The organism is Marinobacter sp., from assembly GCF_040904845.1.
In the GTDB taxonomy this organism is placed as follows: domain Bacteria; phylum Pseudomonadota; class Gammaproteobacteria; order Pseudomonadales; family Oleiphilaceae; genus Marinobacter.
In genome coordinates this window covers 37770-56885 of the sequence record NZ_JBBDSR010000013.1, presented here as the reverse complement: position 1 = coordinate 56885, position 19116 = coordinate 37770, and the positions used below count along the sequence as shown (strand labels likewise).

Genomic DNA, 19116 nt, shown 5'->3' with positions numbered 1-19116 from the left:
TCCGGTGCCAGGGTGCCCCGGGCATAGCCGGAGCGGCCCATGGATTCGGCGAACAGGGTGTAGGCCTTTTCGTCCTTGATATGAACAATCACATCGTAGGTTTCCGCCACGCCGATGCGAAATTCATCCACAGTGACCGGCTGCACGTTGTTGCCGTCCGCCTGCACCACCGTCATTTCCAGCCCGGGAATGCGGATATCGAAATAGGTCATGGCGGAGGAGTTGATAAAGCGCAGGCGAATGCGCTCACCCGGCTCGAACAGCCCAGTCCAGTTCTGTTCCGGGCCCTTGCCGTTGATCAGCCCGGTAAAACCCTGCACGTCTTCGACATCCGCTTTCATCATGCGCATATCGCCCCACATCATCCGGTCCTTCAACGTCGCCATAAAACCTTTTCCGCCAGACTCGTCAATGAAATCTCCAGCTGTCTGCTGCTGGCGGTTGTAGTAATCGGCGGACATTTTCAGGTTGCGCATGATGCGGTCGCCGGAGTGTGGGTGCTTGTCGGTGAGTTGCACCACGTATTCCCGGTCATAACGGTAGGGTTCGCGGCCCTCGGGCTCGATCACGATAGCGCCATAGGCCCCGTTTGGCTCCTGAAAACCGGAATGGCTGTGGAACCAATAGGTGCCGGCCTGGGTGACCGGAAACTGATAGGTGAAGGTTTCACCCGGTTTGATTCCAGGGAAGCTGATGCCCGGCACACCGTCCTGCTCGAACGGCAGGATCAGACCATGCCAGTGGATGGAGGTCATCTCATCCAGGTTGTTGGTCACGTTGATGGTGACATCTTCGCCTTCCTTGAATCGCAGGATCGGTCCCGGGGAAGCCCCGTTGTAGCCGATGCCTTCCTTGACGAAATCACCGGTGTCGATCTCGACCCGATCAACCGTAATGTCATATTCACCGGCGTTGGCTGTTGCAATAGCAAAACCAGCCAGCATGGCCATCAGAATGGACTTTTTCATGGCATCTACCCGCTTATTCAATATCAATGTCGCCGTACATGCCCGCCTGATAGTGGCCCGGCACGTTGCAGGCAAACTCAAGATCGGTGGCTTCGGTAAAGGTCCAGATAATCTCTTTGGTTTCACCTGGCTCCATCAGCACGCTGTTGGGGTCGTCGTGTTTCATGGAATGGCCGTCACCCATATCCATGTTCATCATCTCCTGGTCAATGCGATCCCCTTTGATAACACCGTGCTCCACCATCATCTGCATTTCTGCCTGGTGGGCTTCATGCATGTCGGCGGTGCCAATGTTGAATTCGTGTACCAGGGCACCGTCATTTTTGACGCGGAAACGGACGGTCTCGCCAGCTTTCACGGAAATGGACTCGGGCTCGTAGTAGTTGTCCAGCATGGAGACATCAATGGTGCGACTGACATCCTCCGCCTTGCCCGGCTCACCGATGCTGTCATCGCCATGGTGGCCTCCGTGCTCTCCCGCGGCAAAGGCGCTGGTGGACAGTGTCAGGGCTACCAGGCTTGCAAGCAGATTACGTTGGTTCATTGTGTGGATCCTCGGGCTGGTTGGTCGACAGTCTGTATAATTCGCTCATACTCTCGCTTACGAAACTGAACTCTTCCTGAAAAGAATCCATTGCCTTTCAGTATGGTTTCAGACTATGGCCGATTCGTTCATCACATGGAGATAAAACGATGCGTTTATTATTGGTGGAGGACGACCGCCTGCTTTCCGAAAGCCTCACCCGCACTCTGGAACGCGCCGGGTATAGTGTCGATATTGCCCCGTCCAGACAGAGCGCTGAAACCCTCGCCAGCCAGGAAAGCTACCGGGTTGCGGTGCTTGATCTGGGGCTGCCGGACGGTAACGGGCTGGACCTGCTAAAACTCTGGCGTCAGCAAGGGCAGGACTTTCCGGTCTTCATTCTCACTGCCCGCGGAAACTGGCAGGACAAGGTAAACGGGCTGAAAGCCGGTGCGGACGATTATCTCGCCAAACCGTTTCAATCCGAGGAGCTGCTGGCGCGGCTGCATGCCATTATCCGTCGTTGCGAAGGGCGCAGCGACGACATGCTCACCGCCGGCAGCTTCGTGCTTGATGAAAACCGCCAGTACCTGACGCTCCCCGATGGGACTGACCACCCGCTGACCGGCACCGAGTTCCGACTCTTACGCTGCCTGATGGCCCGGCCCGGGCGGGTTTTTTCCAAGGAACAACTGATTGAACAGCTCTACAGCCTGAGCGACAGTCCCAACGAAAATACCATCGAAGCCTATGTGAGACGCCTGCGGAAAGTAGTCGGGCAAAATACCATTGAAACCCGCCGCGGCCAGGGGTACACCTTCAATGCCAATGCCTGAGCACCCCAAGTCGGTCCGGCGCACCCTCCTGCTGCTGTTGCTGCCCGCCAGCATTGCCCTTATGGGCCTGGCCTGGTTCGTTCATGGGCTACTGCTGGAGCAGATGTCCCGGGATTTCGTCGAGGGACGGCTGAAGGATGAGGTAGCGTTTCTGGAACACCAACTGAGCCGGACCGGAGCCGATCTGGAAAATCTGGATACCGGAACCTATTTCGAAGCTGTTTTTCACCATGCCTTTGCCATTGCGATTAATGACGAAAGCCAGATCTCGCCGAAAAAATGGCAACCGCTACTGGAGGCATTGATCGACGACGAACGCACAGGCCCCTTTCTGGTTCAGGCGCCAGCGGGAAGCGATGTCTCTGGCAACCTGCTGGCCTACCGCAAGACCACCGTCATCAACGACAAACCGGTGGTGATCATCGTGGCGGAAGATCTCGGTGAGCTGCACCAGACCCAGCAATCCCTGCACCTGTGGACCGCCGTCGTCTCTCTGCTCCTGGTCGGGCTGCTGGCTTCCGCCATCTGGTTTGGCATTACCCTCGCGCTGCGACCGGTAAGAGCCCTACAGTTAGCACTTGAAGATCTGCGTGAAGGCCGGGAAACCCGGATCCACACCCAGGCTCCGGAGGAGTTCCGACCGCTGGTAGACCAGCTGAACCAGTTACTGGATGCGCTGGACCAGCGTCTGGAGCGCTCCCGCGATGCGCTGGCCAACCTCTCTCACAGCGTCAAGACGCCTATCGCTGCGGTGCGCCAGATTCTGGAAGACCAGGATCGTGAACTGGACCCTGCCTTGCGACAGGAGATGGCTGGCCGGTTATCTGATATCCACCAAAAACTGGAAGCGGAAATGCGCCGCAGTCAGTTCTCCGGCCCCCAGACCGGCAAAGTAGCACAACCGGTCAAACAAGCCCGAGACCTGCTGTGGATGCTGGGGCGGCTGCATCCGCATAAGAATTTTGAACTGTCCACCAGCCTCGATGAGACCCGGCGCTGGCCCATTGAGGAGCACGACCTGAACGAGCTGGTGGGCAACCTGCTAGACAACGCCGGAAAATGGGCAGAAAAAAACGCGGAACTTACCCTGTGGGAAACCGACAGCCATTACTGCCTCCAGATAGATGACGACGGCCACGGCGTTGCCGGAGAGACGCTGGAAAACCTGGGCACCCGCGGACTGAGACTGGACGAACAGACACCGGGCCACGGCCTGGGGTTGGCGATCGTAGCGGACATTGTAGAGAGCTATGGCGGCGGGATAACCTTTTCCCGGGCGACCGCCGGCGGATTACGTGCCCACATCGTCATTCCGGGTACCAAGTCAGAAAAGCCTTGATCCATGCCCTTTCGTTGCCGAAACTGTATGATAATTGCGCGTACGATCCGTCCAATCAATTATCAGGACCCGAGATGACCAAACTGAATCAAACGTTGGCGGCGCTGCTCGTGAGTTGTGCGATGACAAGCACGGCCCCGGCGTTTGCCAACGAGGAATCTTCCGCTGAAGATCCCGACGAAAAGTACCTTTACCAGCCCAAGCAGAAACAACCGGATTTCGAAACCGAGGTTGATCCCATACACGACAGTTCATTGCAGGGGTTCGATTGCATGGACGAAGATGGCGACGGCTACCTGACAGACAAGGAACTTGAAAAGCGGGACGACTGTGTTGAAAACCCCAGCGAAAGAGATCTGGAGCCTTCAACCCGGACCAAGCTGATTCTTGATCGGTTGGATGCCGACCGGGATGCCCGGGTGAGCAAGCGTGAGTTCAACATCTGGAACGAAATGCGGCGACAACAGAACTGATTTGATTCGGGCAGGCCATGAAAATCGGTGAAATCTCAAAAGCGACCGGCATTCCGGTCGAAACCGTCCGTTACTATGAAAAAATCGGACTGGTGCCCGAACCCGAGCGAGAGGCCAGTGGCTACCGTCATTACCGGCAAAGCCACCTCGACCGCCTGCTATTCATCAGGCGATGTCGTAACCTGGACATGGCTCAGGACGAAATTCGCGAACTGATCCGCCTGGCCGATCAACCGGACGCCGACTGCAGCGAAGTGGATAACTTGCTGGCCCGCCACCTCAGCCACGTGCGTGAGCGCCTGCGGGAACTGGCCAGCCTGGAAGAGACACTCCAGAGCCTGCAAACGGCTTGCTCCCAGGGCCGCACCGTCAGTGAGTGCGGTATCCTGGGCGGGCTCACCGCGGAAACGGGGGAAAAACCAGCGGCCCAGCCCCACAACCACATTCCCGGTACTCATGGCACCCGATAGACATTAACCAACCAGTGGCGTTGACTCTGTAGCAACTACAGGGTTTTTAATGAGTTGCATCCAAACGCAGGAGGTACTCATGACGTGTTGTTCAGCCCCCGAACCCAACCAACCTTCACCCGGCTTTCGCAGGGCTCTCTGGATTGCCCTGTGGGTCAACCTGGCGATGTTTCTGGTGGAAGGCGTTGCCAGCCTTCAATCCGGCTCCGTGTCACTGATGGCCGACGCCATCGACTTCTTCGGCGACAGCGCCAACTATCTTTTGTCCCTGAGTGTGCTGTCCATGGGCATGCTCTGGCGTGGTCGCGCGGCCATGGTCAAGGGCATCACCATGACGCTATTTGGCATCGTCGTACTGGGGCGCGCGGCCTGGGTGATGCAAAGCGGCGCTACCCCAGAGCCGCTGACTATGGGTGCCGTGGGCCTGCTGGCTTTAGCCGCCAACGTGATTGTGGCCTTGATGCTGTTTCGCTACCGCGAAGGGGATTCCGACATGCGCTCAGTGTGGCTGTGCAGCCGTAACGACGCCATTGGCAATGTGGCGGTGATGGTCGCGGCGCTGGGGGTGTTCGGTACCGGCACGGCCTGGCCGGATCTGGCGGTTGCTGCGGTGATGGGTGGCCTGGCGATTACCTCGGGCGTCAGTGTGATGCGCCATGCTCGTAGAGACCTCCATAATGCCAGAGCATCCTTGACAAGGGCCGCTATTGTGCCTCAAGGCGCGCCTCAATCCGGTCTATAACCTTCTCTCCGTACTCGGACACGCCCATCCTCTGCGATTTGATGAGCAGTGTCCGAGCTTCCTCTTTATCGCCGGGAGCAAGTCGCCGAGAGAGCCTGCCCGCAAGATTCAGCACCGCTGATACATGATTTGGAACCAGCGCAAGAATCTTCCGGTGTTGAGCAATGGAGCCCTCCACATCACCTGTTACTCCGAGGGCCTCGCCATACCGGCCAAGTAAGATGGGTAACATTTCCGGATAGTGCTCCTGAATACCCGTTACTGCTTTCCCAAACACGGCAGATGAAGCATCGTAGTCTCGCTGCATGTGTTTGCTGTTACCGTAACGATAAAGCACAAGTGGATCGTCGCAGTTAAGATCTTCCACCAGATAACGCAGTGCCTGCCAGGAATCATCGAACGCCCGACGGGTTTGTTCGGCGTCAGCTCCTCTGGTTTCATAAAGTACTGACCACTTCCAATGATTCGATACCCCGACTTCCACCGCCTGATCCGCGTGCGGCCCCTCGCAAGGCGTTGGCGATCGCTTTGCATACATGGACATTTCTGCCTTGCTCGGCGATCCACCATCATAGGCGTACTGACCGACGGCATCACGGTTGCCAAAGTAGGCTTCCAAACCGTCGTCTGCAAAGACCGGACCTGCAAACAGCATTACCAGAGCAAGCAGCAATGAATTAATTGGTATGGAAAGCATCAGTGTGTCCTTCGAAAAGTATCAGCCGTTAGGGTCGTACGAGGAGCTGTATTCGTACGCGCCGTGGTTGGCTGATGTCAGGCGGTTGGCGGCGTCGTAGCCGTACTGCCAGTCGGCTCCTTCGCCCTGCCTTTGACTGACACGGCCGTTGCTGTCGTAGCCATAGCTGAACTGGGTGCCCAGGCTGTCGCCAAACTGCTGGCTGCTGGTTTGGCCAGCAGCGTTATACGCCATGCTGGTGTTGCCACCGGGGTAGTTCATGCCGGTCATCTGGCCGGCGCTGTCATAGCTGAAACTGTAGCTGCCCGCCGGGGTGTTCAGGGCCGTAATCTGGCCCCGGGCATTGCGGGTCAGGTCCTGAGCTTCGCCGGCGACGGTCCAGCGGGTAGCTTCCCCCTCGGCATTGCGGTCTATGGCGATGCTGCGGCCATTGTGGCTCTCGGAGGCCAGGCGGCTGGCGCCGTCGTAGGTGTACTGGCTCTGCCAGCCGTTGCTGGCCTGGTCGACGCTGGTCAGCAGATTCCGGGCATTGTAGGCAAACTCATAGGTGTCGCCCGGGAAGCTCATTTCTTCCAGGCGTTGCTTGACGTCATAACGGTAGTTGATGACGGAGCCGTCCGGGTTCGTTTTGGCCGAAATCCGGTTGGCTGGCGTGTAGGCGTATCTGAGGATCTGGCCGTCGGGCCGGCGCTCCTGCACCTGGCGGCCGTACTGGTCGTACTGGAAGCTGGTGGATGCTCCCGCCCAGTCGGTGACGGTTTGCAGGCGTCCCGCCGGATCGTAAGTGAAACGGCTGGTGTCATTCAGGCCATTGGTGGCGGACACCACCCGGCCCAGGTCATCGTAGGTCCAGGTCTGGGTTTCGCCACCAGGTTGAATGGTCCGCGTGGGGCGGCCCAGGTTGTCGTACTCGTACTGAACCGTGCGTTGTTCGGAGTCGGTGATGCTGGAGACCAGGCCAGTTGCGTTGTAGGTAAAGGCCGTGGCCTGACCCAGGGCATCGGTGAGCCTCGTCAGGTCGCCTCGCTGGCTCCATTCTATGGTGATGGTTTCGTTCAGGGGGTCTGTCACCGTTAGCAGATTGCCCTGGCCATCGTAGGTCATTGCCACGGTGCGGCCGCCCGGGCTGGTGATGGTTATCGGCCAGGGCTTGTCACCGTCGTAGGCGTACTCGGTGGTTTCACCCAGCGGGTTGGTTTCGTTCAGCAGGCGGCCCTGTTCGTCGTAGTCGTACTGCCATTGTTTCCCCGCGGGGTCGACGATCAGTGTGCGGTTGCCGTTGTCGTCATAGGTATAGTCGGTGGTATCGTTGCCGCCATTGCCGTTGGCCACGGCCATGCGCGTGATCACCTGTTTGTCGTTGTAGGTGATGGTCCGGCGCATGCCGGCCTGACCAGTCTTGACGACCTGTTTCTGGGAGGCATTGTGGCTGTACGTGTAGCGGTTTTCGCCTTCGGTGTAGCTGGCAACCCGAGAGCCATTGTAGTCAACCTCGACCACGATAACGCCGCTGGCGTCGGTGATGCGCACCAGTTGGTTATAGGTCTGGCCGTCTGCGGAGTTGGTGTACTGCTGGTAGTCGAACTGGCGCTGGCCGCCTTCCGGGTTGGTCACGCGGATCAGGTTGCCATCGGCATCGTAGTCGTAACGCCATTGCCGCCCGCCGTGGTCGGTGATGGTCGCAACCCGACCGGCAATACTGTAGTCGAAGTCGAGGTAACGGCCATGATCGTCGCCAATCCGGGTGAGTTGGTCCGAGTCGCTGTATTCGTAGCTGACTGTGTTGCCGTTGCGGTCAACCCGGCTCAGTATGTGCCCGGTTTTGTCGAAAACCCGATAACTGCCACCCAGGTTGGTCAGTCGGGTCGTGCCATCGGCCTGGGGCTCAAGCTTATCGTAGCGCCCGTCCGGCGTATTAACGGCGCCATCGGCGTCCACTGGGTAGGTGTGCCGTTTGCCATTGGGCAACAACACGACGTATTCGGACTTCAGTTCGTCCGTGTTGCTGTCCACCGTGGCGGTCTTGAACACGGAGATTTCGCAGTTGGCGGACCAGCCGTTTCCAAACAGGCCATCCCGTGGGTCATGGGAATTATAGGCTCGACTCAGCCCCAGCCCCGGACGGCCAGGCAGACTTACGTCCGTCTCCCTCCAGATAAAGTGGCCCGTGGGGACGTAAACCGGTGACGCTGTGGAGTTACATTCCGTGCAGGTATCCCCTTCACAGGTGCCAGGCGGCTCATCGTTCTGCTCCGGCTTGGTGGTGTCGTGGCTCTGGTCCCACGGAAAATGGTAGGCCAGCGCGGAGTTGGCCGTCAGCAGCGCAAACAGGAATCCCAGCACTGCACTGTATACGTTTGGAGAAATTAGGCGTCTGGTCAGCATCCCTGCTACTCCTTGATGGCTCGGATCTGGTTGGAAAGAGTGGTTCTGCGTTGCTTGAGCGCGTCATACTCTCGTGCTGTCGAGGGATTTTCCTGCAGCCACTGGTTGATCTCGGATTCATGCGCGGCCCCGTATTTCAGAAACTCGGTTTTAGTCACGCCGTACTCATCGAAAATCAGGCCCACTTCGTTCTGAACCATCTGGCCAACGCGAAGCTGATCCTCATCGTCGTAAGGATTCTCCTGCAACCGGACAAGGCGCTGATAGATTCCCTCAACGGTTACCGCCTGCGCGCTCAGGTCGATGGTGACGTAGGTCTCTGGCGTCAGGGGAGTTTCTGCCGATAACGAACCATTCATGAAAGCCGTAAGAAGCACCAGGCAAACCGTTCTTTTTAAGGTAACCAGGTTCATGTTCCCTCCTCCCCTAGTAATAAACTTGCTGTAGGCCGAACACCGTCATTGAACGGTGGTTCTGGCCATCGATGGCGGTGATGCCGATTCGGTAGGTTCCCGGTGCCACGTAGTCGCCATCCGCTCCCCGACCGTCCCAGGTAAGGCTGTTTTCACCCTCCTCAAACGCCGGATAGGTTTGCTTGAACACCCGGGTGCCGGTTTCGGTGTTATCGATGGTGACTTCAATATCGGCCTGGCCTTCCAGCGTGAAGTCGAGTGTCGCTTCCCTGTTGCTTTCTTCGCGGGCGCGGCTGCTGGGGACCAGTATTTTCGGTGATACATTCAACGAGGTGACATGAGCGCCACTGCGAACAAAGATTGCGTTGTCGGGCAAGTACCACCCCCAGATACCGAAGAGGAAGCTCTCGTTGGACGGCAGTTGAATCAGCGCACCGCTATCGTCTTCGCCGTTCCAGGTGATTTCATGGGTGCCCTTGCCGAGGACCTCTCGTTGCATAAAAGTCACAAGCCGGGTGTTCACCCTAAACAGACCCATGAATGCCGTCACTTCGGATGCCCGCGGTAATGTAAAGGTGATTTTCAGTGGTTCGCCTGCCAGCGGTTTGAAGCTGGATGGAATTCTGCTGCGAGAGGGATTGTATTGCTGACCGCCAGTACCCGCACCGGCGTCCAACCGACGAATCTCGTCATCAATCTCATAAAGAAGTATCGCCCGGTATTCACCTTCCTTCACCGGCTGACCTTCGTCATCCTTTCCATCCCAGGTATCGGTGTACTGGCCATGCGCCCGCTCAGTCCAGGGCACCAGGGTACGTGCCACTGAGCCGCCGGGAGTTTCCAGTACAACGCTCACTGGCACATCACCGCCCAACTCGGTCTTGATATTGACCGTGTCACCCAGGGTCGCATCAATCGTATCGGCGGTAACGGTAAGGTCGAAATCCGCCGTTACTTCAATCCTGACAACGTCTTCCGTGGTCTGGCCATCTTCGGCGGTTACGCGAACTCTCGGAAAATAGGTTCCCGGCCGTTGATAGGTGTGGGTAACGTCCGGGGAAGAGGTAGACTGCATATCGTAGGTACCGTCGCCATCCAGGTCCCACTCCCAGGTTGTCATCTCCAGGCCGTCAGGGTCTGACGCAGAGGCAGCCAGGTTCACTTCAAGCGGGGCTTTGCCGGACTGAGGACTGGCCGACGCGGTTACGGAGGGGGAGCCTTCCTCCAGAGCACGAACCTCCAGGGTCGGGAAACTGGCCGTTGCGATCTCTCCCAGACCATCGGTTACCTGTATCCGGGGCTGGAAGTTCCCTTCCTCTTCATATACATGGTCGGTGGTAACCGTAACGTTTATGCCATTGGTTCCTTCGGTAACGTTGTAGGTGCCATCACCGTCCAGATCAAAGGCTACCGATTCAATTCCATCGCTGTCTTCCGCCGTTACACTGAACCTTACGGCCAATGGCAGTTCACCGGTTGAGGGGCTTGCCTCCGCGGAGGTGATTTTTGGCGGGGAATTGGTAACGGTAACCTTTACCGTGCCGTCCACCACTTCCCCGCGACTGTCAGTCACCCTCAGGGTAGCCTCATACTCGCCGGGTTCACTGTAGGTGTACTGCTGGTTTCGTCCCACGGTTTCGGAACGCTCAAAACTTCCGTTTCCATCCAGATCCCACTGGTACCGCTCAATGGCGGTGTCGGTTGTCACATCCGGGGTAAAGGTAACAGAGAGGGGGGCCGGGCCCTGATCAGGCGTTGCGCGGGGGTGGGCGGCCAACTGTTCGTCTTCAACACCCGTGTAGTAGATCGTGGTTTCGGCCTCAGCCGTCAGCTTGGCAACAGCACTGCCTGTAACGGTGACGTTGGCCTGGTAATTTCCGACTTCAGCAACTGCGGTAGAACGACACTGCTGTTCGTCATCCGGGCCGAGTTGATCCAGCACGCAAACCGTTTCGGTGTCATTGCCTCCGGTACTTACCAGACTGACCTCTACATCATTCAATTCCAAAGGCCCTGTGTTTGTCACACTGAATGAGCGCTCGTACTCCTCGCCTTCTGTCAGTTCCGGGCCGGGAGCAGCCGATGCGGCCTCCCCGTTGATGAATGAATGTACTTCCACGGAGGGATAATCGGGGATGCCGTAATAGTGCCGGACATCGATAGCAGATACCTGTGCCCACCAGAATACGCCCCGGGCGGCGACGTAAGTTGTCAGTGCGTGGGGCCCCTCCTCCGATGCAAGGCTGAGACTGCACTCTCTCTTTTCACCCGGAAACATAAGGATGTAAACACATGCCGGCACATGGTCTGAAGCCTGACCGTCAAACACGGTTACCCACATCAGTTTTGTTTCACCGTTGTTCTCTACAAAAATCCGGCGATGGATCGGGTCCCCGATCAGGGCTATGTGCCCTGGCTCTTCATGGGCTGATTCACCATTGACCGTCGATTGTACCGCCACGCTGGCATGGCCCCAGGGATTTGCTTTTGCAAAAGCAACCGGTGCAGTTGCCCATAGTGCCAGCAGCACCAATGACATTAAGCCTATGGATTTCCGGGATGTCGCTCCCTGACTGTGCCTGTTCATCACCCTCTCCCTGACCTGTTACCTGTCACCCGTCGTTGTAAACTCAAACGTGCGAACGCCTACCGCTCCGTTAAAGCTGGAGACGTTCACCGTGAGCGTGTGCGTCCCGGGTTCTAACCCGGTGGGATTCCACCGCCACCTCAGTGGCACGTACCCCTGTTCTTCTTCAGCCACGAACTCGCCGTTAATGAAAAACGCCACTTCATACTGGCTTTGGTCCATGGCCCACTGGTCTGTGCTGTCAAGATCAACCGTTACCGTCAACGGCCCATCAACCGACATGTCCTGATCATTCACTGTTTCGTTATTGAGCTTTAGGCTCAGCTCTGGCTCGCGTTCAACAATACGGGGCAAAAAGAAATGTCGGGACAGCCGCTCACCATCCCTCTGAAGCACGATGGACTTGGGGTCGGGCATCTGGTCTGTCCAGCCGTGAGCGGCTCGCCACTCAGAATAGTCCCTGTCGTTACCAATCGTTATGATGCTGTGGTCAGGCAACCGAAATCCGGTTAACAGAACGCCCAGGTCAGGTTCTTCCATCAAATTAACCACACCGTCCCTGTCATACCCGTCCCAGCGAACAATATTTTTGCCCGGGGCGCGAGGTTCCCAGTTGGCCAGCGTTCTCATTAACGGCCCCCCCTGGATACCGGTTCGTATAAGGATGCGGGAGGGCTCATCCAGCCTGAACGAAATCACGCCTTTTCTGGAGAAGTCAGGCTTCATGCCCTCTATCACTTCTCCGCCACTGTATTCGGCAGGGTTGTTCACCCCCTCCCCGTTTAGGGTCACGACAGGGACATATGCCTCGTCCGGCACGACTTTGCCATGGGCATCCCGGCCATCCCACTCCAGCACTACCTGTTCGCCGACGGTTGTTTCGGGAACCGTTGTTTCAAGTTGTCTTACCTCGTCGCCGTCTGGGGTTGTGATGACGACAACAAGCGCACCAAATTCTTCCGGGATTATGGGAATCTCAAACTGCTCGCCATTGCTGGGGTTGAATGCCGGTGAGCTGTAGTCTGCAATCGTTACCGCGGAAGCAAACGGAGCAGATACTGCCAGACAGAAAATAAGGAGGCGGACTACCATTGTGAAACCTTCAGTTCGCGTATGTCAGTGATTGTTACCGGTATTGGCATCTCTATGGCGCCTTCAGCACTGTTTTTACACATCAGCCGCGACTGGCCGGCCTCCCTGCGGATAAAGAACACTTGCCCATCTCCCGATACGGCGGGATAAAGATCAATACCGGGGCCATTGGTCAGGCGAATTGTCTCGCGTTGTGAAAGGTCATGCGTCCATATGGCGTAGTTGCCATCGCTGTTGGAGCTGAAATAGATACGATTGTCGGCTTCCAAATACACGGCTTGTTTGGAGATATTGTTTAACAGGGTGACCTGTTCCGATGTGCCGCTGGCCAGGTCCCGGGACCAGACTTCCTGGATGATCCGTCCGCAGGACTCCACGCAAGTGACGTGTGAGAAGAGGAGCCTTGACTGGCTGGCGAAGGGTTCGAACTGGGCTGATCGTTGCGTCGATACGGGTGAAAATGTCTCGCTATTTATGTCCAGTTGAACAATATCCGTGTTTTGACTGTTGCCGTCCTTCATCTCAACGAGATAGACAGTTACCCCGTCCGGACTGAATGCGGGCTGAGTATAAGACGAGTTGCCTTCTGGCTTGGAAAGCCGATGATGGCGACCACCGCGTGAGAGATAAATGCCGTCATCAATCCCTATATAGAGCAAGGCAGCATTGTCGGAATGATAGGTAAAAGATCTCGGTTCGACCGGTATTTCTTTTGCGTCAAATTCTCCCTGGCTTTCAGCTACATATAGTTTCCAGCGGTCGCCTTCATATCCCATAAAGGCCATACCTTCAGGGTAAGAGTTACAACCAGAGGCACTGACATTAAGGTGAACTAAAGCCCCTAAAACCAGAGCCAGACATCTGTAATCTCTCATAACCAACATCCATGCCAGATTCATCCTGCGGCTAAAAAGGGCTTTCGCCCCGATAAACCAATCCTTGTAACAAGCGCCACGACAATCGTGGCGATCAGAAGATAGTAAATGTAGGAAAACAACCCGTAGCCGGTTTCCGTGCCAATCATGAAGCCGTGCAATACGCCAAGAATCACTGCGACGAATGCGAGCCTGTGAACCAGCCGCCAGACCGCACCGAGTTTCCTGCGAAATACCGCCGCCAAGAACGTAACGATCAGGCTGATAAACGCAAACCACCCGGCGCTGAGACTGACCTTGAAATAATTATCAAACACCGGATAAAGCAGCTCGTAAGGAAACGTCTGGTTCCGCAAATAGACCGCTGATACAAAAAACAGATAATGGAGGACGGCGGTCAACATGAGTACCGCGCCCATATACTGGTGCCCTCTAAGCCGCCTGGACGAGACGACAGGATGATTCAGAACAGCCGCCAAAACCTGCCACCAGATTGCCACGACGGCCAGTAAACCGAACAGCTTGGAAAGAAGATAGAACCCTTGTCCAGGCGGCTCGCTCCATCGCCAGCTATCGAGTGGAAAAACACTATTCATCCATGTCGCCACTGCAGCGGAAACGATAACCACCGCCAGAAGCTCCCAAAAAAGATTGGAGCTGAATATCCGTTGGGCCATTATTCACCATCCTTGTTCAGGCACTTCACTGGATCCTGTGCACATGAATTCAGCCGGGCCAATGCCGAGTCGCTCTGCTCCCCCTTTGCTGCCACAGGCAGGCCCAAGGTACGCCAGGCAACATAACCATGCGGATCCATAATGGCTGAATTGCTAACACCGTGATGCATGAGCTTCCGAGCCACTTCGTACCCTCGAAAATCTTTCAGGCAATAGCTGACTACGAGATCCGCCGCCTTCAGCGCCGCTACCGAATGATCGCTGATGTCCCGAAGCTTGATATTGATGGCCCCCGGAATATGGCTTTCTTCAAACTCCTGCGTTTCACGGGTATCAACAAAAATCACCTTCTGGCCCGCCGCGATCGTCGACAATATATCCGGAATTGGAACCGTCTCTACGCGATTGGTCTCTTTTAATGCAATGTCACCCGCTCCGCCAGCAGACTCCCAGTTGCAATCCTTCGCGATATTACCTAACGCTGCATCCAGCGCACGGGACATTTGTGCCGGGCGCTCATTTTTCTTGACCGACTGATAGAGCGTGTCAAAAAACTGGCCGTAACAGGTAGCGGGTACGTACTGGCGATCAAACCGATCCTGAAGAGTCCGGTAGGCCTGCTCAACGACTCTGGGTGCTTCATCACCGTCGAATGACCAGGTGGCGCTCTCCATGGCATGCACGATTTCACCCATACGGATCAGCGTAGGGTCAGGTTTGTCAACACGACCAAGAAGCTTTTCAAACCCTGAGGAACTCTTGTCTCTGACATAGGCGCTGCCGGGAATTGCAAAGGAAACATCCACGTCGAGTTGCGAGTCGGCAGGTCGGATGACAATGTCTGCCTGAGGATCTATATGGGTGCGTATCAACCAGACGGATGCCCAAGAATCAGGCTCAAGGCTTTGCCATGTACCGTACGACTTCCCGCCAAACGAATCACTTATGGAGGTGTATGAAAAAGTGGCAACAAAGAGGGTAAACAAGGCTAGTCCATGCCATAACTTCACAACTATTCCCTTACTGCGAGATGAGAGCGGCCTTTTACAGGTTACTGCATTCAATTCGTTAATATTCTTTAATTTCGATTCAAGCTAGCAAACCTATTCCTTATTCTCAAATCTTGGCCAGGAAAACCCAAAGAATCGTGAGCCAGATCACATTCATGACAGAACCAGCGCCACCATCACGGGAATGAACGCCAGCGCAAACAGCGTACTGAGCAAGGCGGTGCCCGCCGCCTGTTTCGGTGCCGTATCCAGCAGGGTGGCAATCACCACGGTATTGGCGGCGATGGGGGTAATGGAGATCAGGAAAATGGCCTGATACACCGCCAGGTCATAAATCCCGAACACGTTGGCATCCAGCCACCAGAAAAGCAGTGCCACAATGGGCCAGGTGACGAACTTGCCGAAAAACGCCAGGCTCGTGAAGCGAAGGTTCCCCGCCAACCCACGGAAACTGAGAATACCCATGCCGATGATCATCATGCCAAGGATGCTGTAGGCACCTCGCAGGTTATCAAACAGCGGCGTAAACACCTCTGGAATCGAGAAGCCGGAGAGATTCAGTACAACTGCCAGACCGAAGGCATACACGGAGGGCAAACGTGCGACACGAACCAGGGAATCCCTGAGGCTGTAGCGGCCCCTTGCTGCCAGATAGAAACCCACGGAGTTCTCAAACAGTGTGGTGCCCAGCATGCAGACAATGTACAGCGCCAGCCCTTCCTGGCCGAACAGCAACAACGCCACCGGGATACCAAAATAGCCGGTATTACCGGTACCCACCGACAAGGGCATCAGGCTGGCACTGCCATCGGCAATAAAGCGCCTGGCAAGCCAGAGATGGGCCACTCCAATAACCGTACACAGGCTGAACGTCAGCACTGGCAGCAGAATGACTTCCATGGACAAGGGTGCGGCCATCACCCCGGAAAACACCACCGAAGGGGTCATAATGTACAGCATGATGCCGGCAATGTGTCTGCCACTGGCCTCCAGATAACGGCCGGACAGCCAGCCCAGAATAACGGTGACGTAAAGCGGAAGAAGTTTGTAGAAAAGGGCCAGCGCGGCGGTCATGAAGGCTCCGAAAACAGAGGGCGGCTCGATCAGGCCCAGAATTGTATCACTACCTGTACAATCCGGTGTTTATTGACCCGCCCTATAACTCTAAATGATATAAATCATTTAACAGGTACCTGCCATACTGAAATACTGACTGTGTTTCTTATCAGCAATGAGTTTGTCGCAATGAAATCTAACACCGGCGTTTCCCTCTCATCCTCCCCTTGCTACCTTTCCGGTCTGCCAGACAAGCACGTCGATAAACCGGCAGCACAAGCCCAGCTGTCTCTGATTAACGGGCTGAGCCGGGTTTTTGGCATTCACCTCAACAATGATTCGAACACGCCAGACCATCAGTTCCTGAGCGGGCTGTCTCAAATGTTTCAACAACAACGGGTAGAGGCGGAACAGCCGCTGGAGCGGCACGATAAGCCCTGGGAAAACGTCTATCTGGTGCAGTACGGCATACTCCGGTTATTCCGCGAAGCGCCAAGTGGCAAAACCGCCATTCACCACTTTTTCACCGAGGGGGATATGGTCTGGCCGGTTTTCGCCCGCAGCCGCACGGCACGCAATACGCTGTGCCTGACGTCGGTGACGCCCGCTACGCTCTGGGTCGCCGATTTTTCCGCGTTCCGTGCGGCACTCCAGAGCCATGGCGAGGGTGTCTGGTCCGGTTTCGCACTGGCGCTGATTGAGGAGCTGGCCGAACTCACCAGCATGAGAGAGTTCCGCAAGCAGACTCTGGCCGCCCGGGAACGATACGCGTTACTACTGGAGGAATATCCGGAGCTGATCAAACGGGTGCCTGACAACCAGCTCGCATCCTGGCTTGGCGTGGTACCCGCGACCTATTCGCGCATCAAGACCGCACTCAGAACCGGTCAGGCATAAAAAGGCCTCTCGCAACCATTGCGCACAGCTGTACGCTCAAGTACCTTTGTCGCCATGACAGACAGAGCAGCTACAACAATGACCTCCCCGGAACACAGCGCCCCGAGCGTTCACCATCGCATTGAAGAGTGGCTCAACAGCGCAACCCACGGCCTGGGAGCCTTGCTCAGCATAATAGGCACAGTGGCACTGGTTGCCGGTGCCAGTCAGTTGGGGGATATCTGGAAGGTTGTCAGCTTCAGTATTTTCGGTGCCTCGCTGATTCTGCTTTACGTTTCTTCCGCGCTGTATCACGGGGCCCGTCGCCCGGAGTTCCGGGCGGTGTTCAAAACCCTCGATCACTGTGCGATTTTTTTGCTGATTGCAGGCACCTACACGCCATTTTTGCTGGTCAACATGCGCGACACCTCTGGCTGGACGCTGTTTGTGGTTATCTGGGCCCTCGCATTGACCGGGGTGGTGCTCAAGGTGATTTTCAGGAACCGCTTTAAGCTCGTCCGGGTGGGCATCTACGTCGCCATGGGCTGGCTGATTCTCTTCGCCTCATCGGATCTTGCGGCCAGCCTGAACGACACCGCGCTTTATCTGACCATTGCCGGTGGCGTGGTGTACACCGCCGGCGTTCTGTTCTACCTGGCAGACCGGGTTCCCTACATGCACGCCGTCTGGCACCTGTTTGTCATCGGCGGCAGTGCTCTGCATTTCAGTGCCATTTACTACGGTGTTCTGCCCCACACCCCGTCGCTCTGAACCGCAATCTGACTAACACTCGCATCGCCGACAGGGTCACACTATCCATTCCGTCCCCGGCCCTTTAGAATTCCGGGCTTGCGAATCGTCTGGAGCTGCTGTTAGCCATGTCGTCAGAATTGAACCCCACTTCCGGTTTTGAGCAGTTGCGCCGCATAGAATCCAGCAAGCTTTTCCAGGGCGCGGTTATCGCCATTATTATTATGTCCGCGCTCACCATCGGGGCAAAAACCTACGATGTGGCACCCTGGCTCGAGCAAAGCCTCAGTGTGCTGGACACTGGCATCACGCTGTTCTTCCTGCTTGAAATTCTTTTTCGCTTTGGCGTGTGCAACGACAAAAAGCGCTTTCTGTTTGATGGCTGGAACCTGTTTGACACACTGGTCGTCATCGGCAGCCTTATCCCGCTCGACAACTCTGAAGCGGTGCTACTGGGACGTTTGTTGAGGGTATTCCGCGTGCTGCGGCTGGTCTCGGTGGTGCCGGAACTGCGCTTTCTGATCAACTCTCTGCTGAAAGCCATTCCCCGCATGGGCTACATCGCCCTGCTGATGTTCATCATCTTTTACATCTATGCCGCCATGGGCTCCATGTTCTTTGCCAAGGTCAACGAAGACTTGTGGGGTGATGTGGCCATTGCCCTGTTGACGCTGTTCCGGGTTGCCACGTTTGAGGACTGGACTGACGTCATGTATGAAACCATGGAATTTTACCCGCTCAGCTGGGTCTACTACCTGACGTTTATCTTCCTGACCGCCTTCGTGTTTCTGAACATGATGATCGGGGCGATTCTGGAAGTCATGAGCGAAGAACAGAACGCGGAGCAGGCCCAGAAGGCCCACGACGAGCGAGATGACATAGCCCGCCAGCTGCAAGCCGTTCAGGAACAGCTAAAAGAGCTGACGAAGCAGGTGTCCGGAAAATCCGGGGAGCGATAGCCCCCCGCACGCATCAGAACGGCTTCGCCATCGCCAGGTGGAAGATCGCCATGACCTGAACCAGCGCCAGCAGCGCGGCAACGGTGCGAACAGGCACGCTTTTGGTCTGTTTCAATGCAAACACGCCGGCGACAACGTAACCCACCAGAAGAAGAATTTTGACGGTCAGCCAGCCGTGCACAAACGGCATCCAGGGTGTCACGAACAGCAGGCTGATCGCCGCCAGCAGCAGAATCGTATCGTTGGCGTGGGGAATCCACCGCAGCGGTGTCTGCCGCCAGTTGGGCTTGCCGGCCACGTCCAGCAGCAGACGCAGGGCAAGCAGGATCACAGTCAGGTAGGCTGTGGTCATGTGAAGGTGTTTGAGGATCACGTACGCGCTCATAAA

At 56.3% G+C, this 19116-nt stretch carries 20 protein-coding genes; 8 read left to right on the top strand and 12 right to left on the bottom strand.

Annotated elements, in window-relative coordinates; all coding sequences use genetic code 11:
- Both WD429_RS01610 and WD429_RS01605 read right to left on the bottom strand, forming a co-directional pair.
- Positions 1 to 968 (bottom strand): multicopper oxidase domain-containing protein (locus WD429_RS01610; RefSeq protein ID WP_368420425.1); only part of this gene is annotated, 968 nt, incomplete at its 3' end.
- 13 nt (positions 969 to 981) lie between these two features.
- Positions 982 to 1512, bottom strand: coding sequence for a plastocyanin/azurin family copper-binding protein (locus WD429_RS01605; RefSeq protein ID WP_368420424.1), 531 nt, complete (start codon positions 1510 to 1512; stop codon positions 982 to 984).
- Between the two features lie 149 nt (positions 1513 to 1661).
- Between WD429_RS01605 and WD429_RS01600 the strand changes: the two genes are divergently transcribed.
- The 5 genes from WD429_RS01600 (at position 1662) to WD429_RS01580 (ending at position 5351) form a co-directional block, all read left to right on the top strand.
- Positions 1662 to 2327, top strand: coding sequence for a response regulator transcription factor (locus tag WD429_RS01600; RefSeq protein ID WP_368420423.1), 666 nt, complete (start codon positions 1662 to 1664; stop codon positions 2325 to 2327).
- Complete coding sequence (locus WD429_RS01595; protein WP_368420422.1) at positions 2314 to 3666, top strand: sensor histidine kinase; 1353 nt, start codon at positions 2314 to 2316, stop codon at positions 3664 to 3666. The genes WD429_RS01600 and WD429_RS01595 overlap by 14 nt, the downstream gene beginning before the upstream one ends.
- 74 nt (positions 3667 to 3740) lie before the next feature.
- Entirely contained in the window at positions 3741 to 4139 is a 399-nt protein-coding gene (locus tag WD429_RS01590; protein WP_368420421.1) for a hypothetical protein, read from the top strand.
- Between the two features lie 17 nt (positions 4140 to 4156).
- On the top strand, positions 4157 to 4609 hold the full coding sequence (gene cadR / locus WD429_RS01585; RefSeq protein ID WP_368420420.1) for a Cd(II)/Pb(II)-responsive transcriptional regulator: 453 nt from the start codon (positions 4157 to 4159) through the stop codon (positions 4607 to 4609).
- Positions 4610 to 4688: 79 nt separating this feature from the next.
- A complete protein-coding gene (locus WD429_RS01580; protein WP_368420419.1) occupies positions 4689 to 5351 on the top strand; it encodes a cation diffusion facilitator family transporter in 663 nt (220 codons plus the stop codon).
- Here the strand turns inward: WD429_RS01580 and WD429_RS01575 are convergent.
- The 9 genes from WD429_RS01575 to WD429_RS01535 all read right to left on the bottom strand — a co-directional run bounded on the left by WD429_RS01575 (position 5314) and on the right by WD429_RS01535 (position 16161).
- Positions 5314 to 6048, bottom strand: coding sequence for a hypothetical protein (locus WD429_RS01575; protein WP_368420418.1), 735 nt, complete (start codon positions 6046 to 6048; stop codon positions 5314 to 5316). The genes WD429_RS01580 and WD429_RS01575 overlap by 38 nt on opposite strands.
- Before the next feature lie 21 nt (positions 6049 to 6069).
- A complete protein-coding gene (locus WD429_RS01570) occupies positions 6070 to 8433 on the bottom strand; it encodes a DUF6531 domain-containing protein (RefSeq protein WP_368420417.1) in 2364 nt (787 codons plus the stop codon).
- A 5-nt stretch (positions 8434 to 8438) separates the two neighbouring features.
- Positions 8439 to 8846 (bottom strand): hypothetical protein, encoded by a 408-nt coding sequence (locus WD429_RS01565; RefSeq protein WP_368420416.1) that lies wholly within the window; start codon positions 8844 to 8846, stop codon positions 8439 to 8441.
- A 13-nt stretch (positions 8847 to 8859) separates the two neighbouring features.
- Entirely contained in the window at positions 8860 to 11385 is a 2526-nt protein-coding gene (locus WD429_RS01560; protein ID WP_368420415.1) for a PKD domain-containing protein, read from the bottom strand.
- A 66-nt stretch (positions 11386 to 11451) separates the two neighbouring features.
- Positions 11452 to 12525, bottom strand: a complete 1074-nt coding sequence (locus WD429_RS01555; protein ID WP_368420414.1) for a hypothetical protein — start codon at positions 12523 to 12525, stop codon at positions 11452 to 11454.
- On the bottom strand, positions 12519 to 13400 hold the full coding sequence (locus tag WD429_RS01550) for a TolB family protein (protein WP_368420413.1): 882 nt from the start codon (positions 13398 to 13400) through the stop codon (positions 12519 to 12521). Before WD429_RS01550 ends, WD429_RS01555 begins: the two co-directional genes overlap by 7 nt.
- Positions 13401 to 13420: 20 nt before the next feature.
- The gene (locus WD429_RS01545; RefSeq protein WP_368420412.1) at positions 13421 to 14077 is read right to left on the bottom strand and encodes a hypothetical protein; all 657 of its coding nucleotides are present in this window, start codon (positions 14075 to 14077) and stop codon (positions 13421 to 13423) included.
- A complete protein-coding gene (locus tag WD429_RS01540) occupies positions 14077 to 15087 on the bottom strand; it encodes a chromate resistance protein ChrB domain-containing protein (protein WP_368420411.1) in 1011 nt (336 codons plus the stop codon). Before WD429_RS01540 ends, WD429_RS01545 begins: the two co-directional genes overlap by 1 nt.
- Positions 15088 to 15240: 153 nt before the next feature.
- Entirely contained in the window at positions 15241 to 16161 is a 921-nt protein-coding gene (locus tag WD429_RS01535) for an AEC family transporter (RefSeq protein WP_368420410.1), read from the bottom strand.
- A gap of 171 nt (positions 16162 to 16332) precedes the next feature.
- On the opposite strand from WD429_RS01535, the gene WD429_RS01530 reads away from it, so the two are divergent.
- From WD429_RS01530 to WD429_RS01520, 3 genes are all read left to right on the top strand, one after another.
- A complete protein-coding gene (locus tag WD429_RS01530; protein WP_368420409.1) occupies positions 16333 to 17040 on the top strand; it encodes a Crp/Fnr family transcriptional regulator in 708 nt (235 codons plus the stop codon).
- A gap of 78 nt (positions 17041 to 17118) precedes the next feature.
- A complete protein-coding gene (locus WD429_RS01525; RefSeq protein WP_368420408.1) occupies positions 17119 to 17790 on the top strand; it encodes a hemolysin III family protein in 672 nt (223 codons plus the stop codon).
- A gap of 107 nt (positions 17791 to 17897) precedes the next feature.
- Positions 17898 to 18728: an ion transporter gene (locus WD429_RS01520; RefSeq protein ID WP_368420407.1), complete on the top strand. Its 831-nt coding sequence runs from the start codon at positions 17898 to 17900 to the stop codon at positions 18726 to 18728.
- 13 nt (positions 18729 to 18741) lie between these two features.
- On the opposite strand, the gene WD429_RS01515 is transcribed toward WD429_RS01520, so the two are convergent.
- A complete protein-coding gene (locus WD429_RS01515) occupies positions 18742 to 19113 on the bottom strand; it encodes a SirB2 family protein (protein ID WP_368420406.1) in 372 nt (123 codons plus the stop codon).
- Positions 19114 to 19116 lie beyond the last annotated feature (3 nt).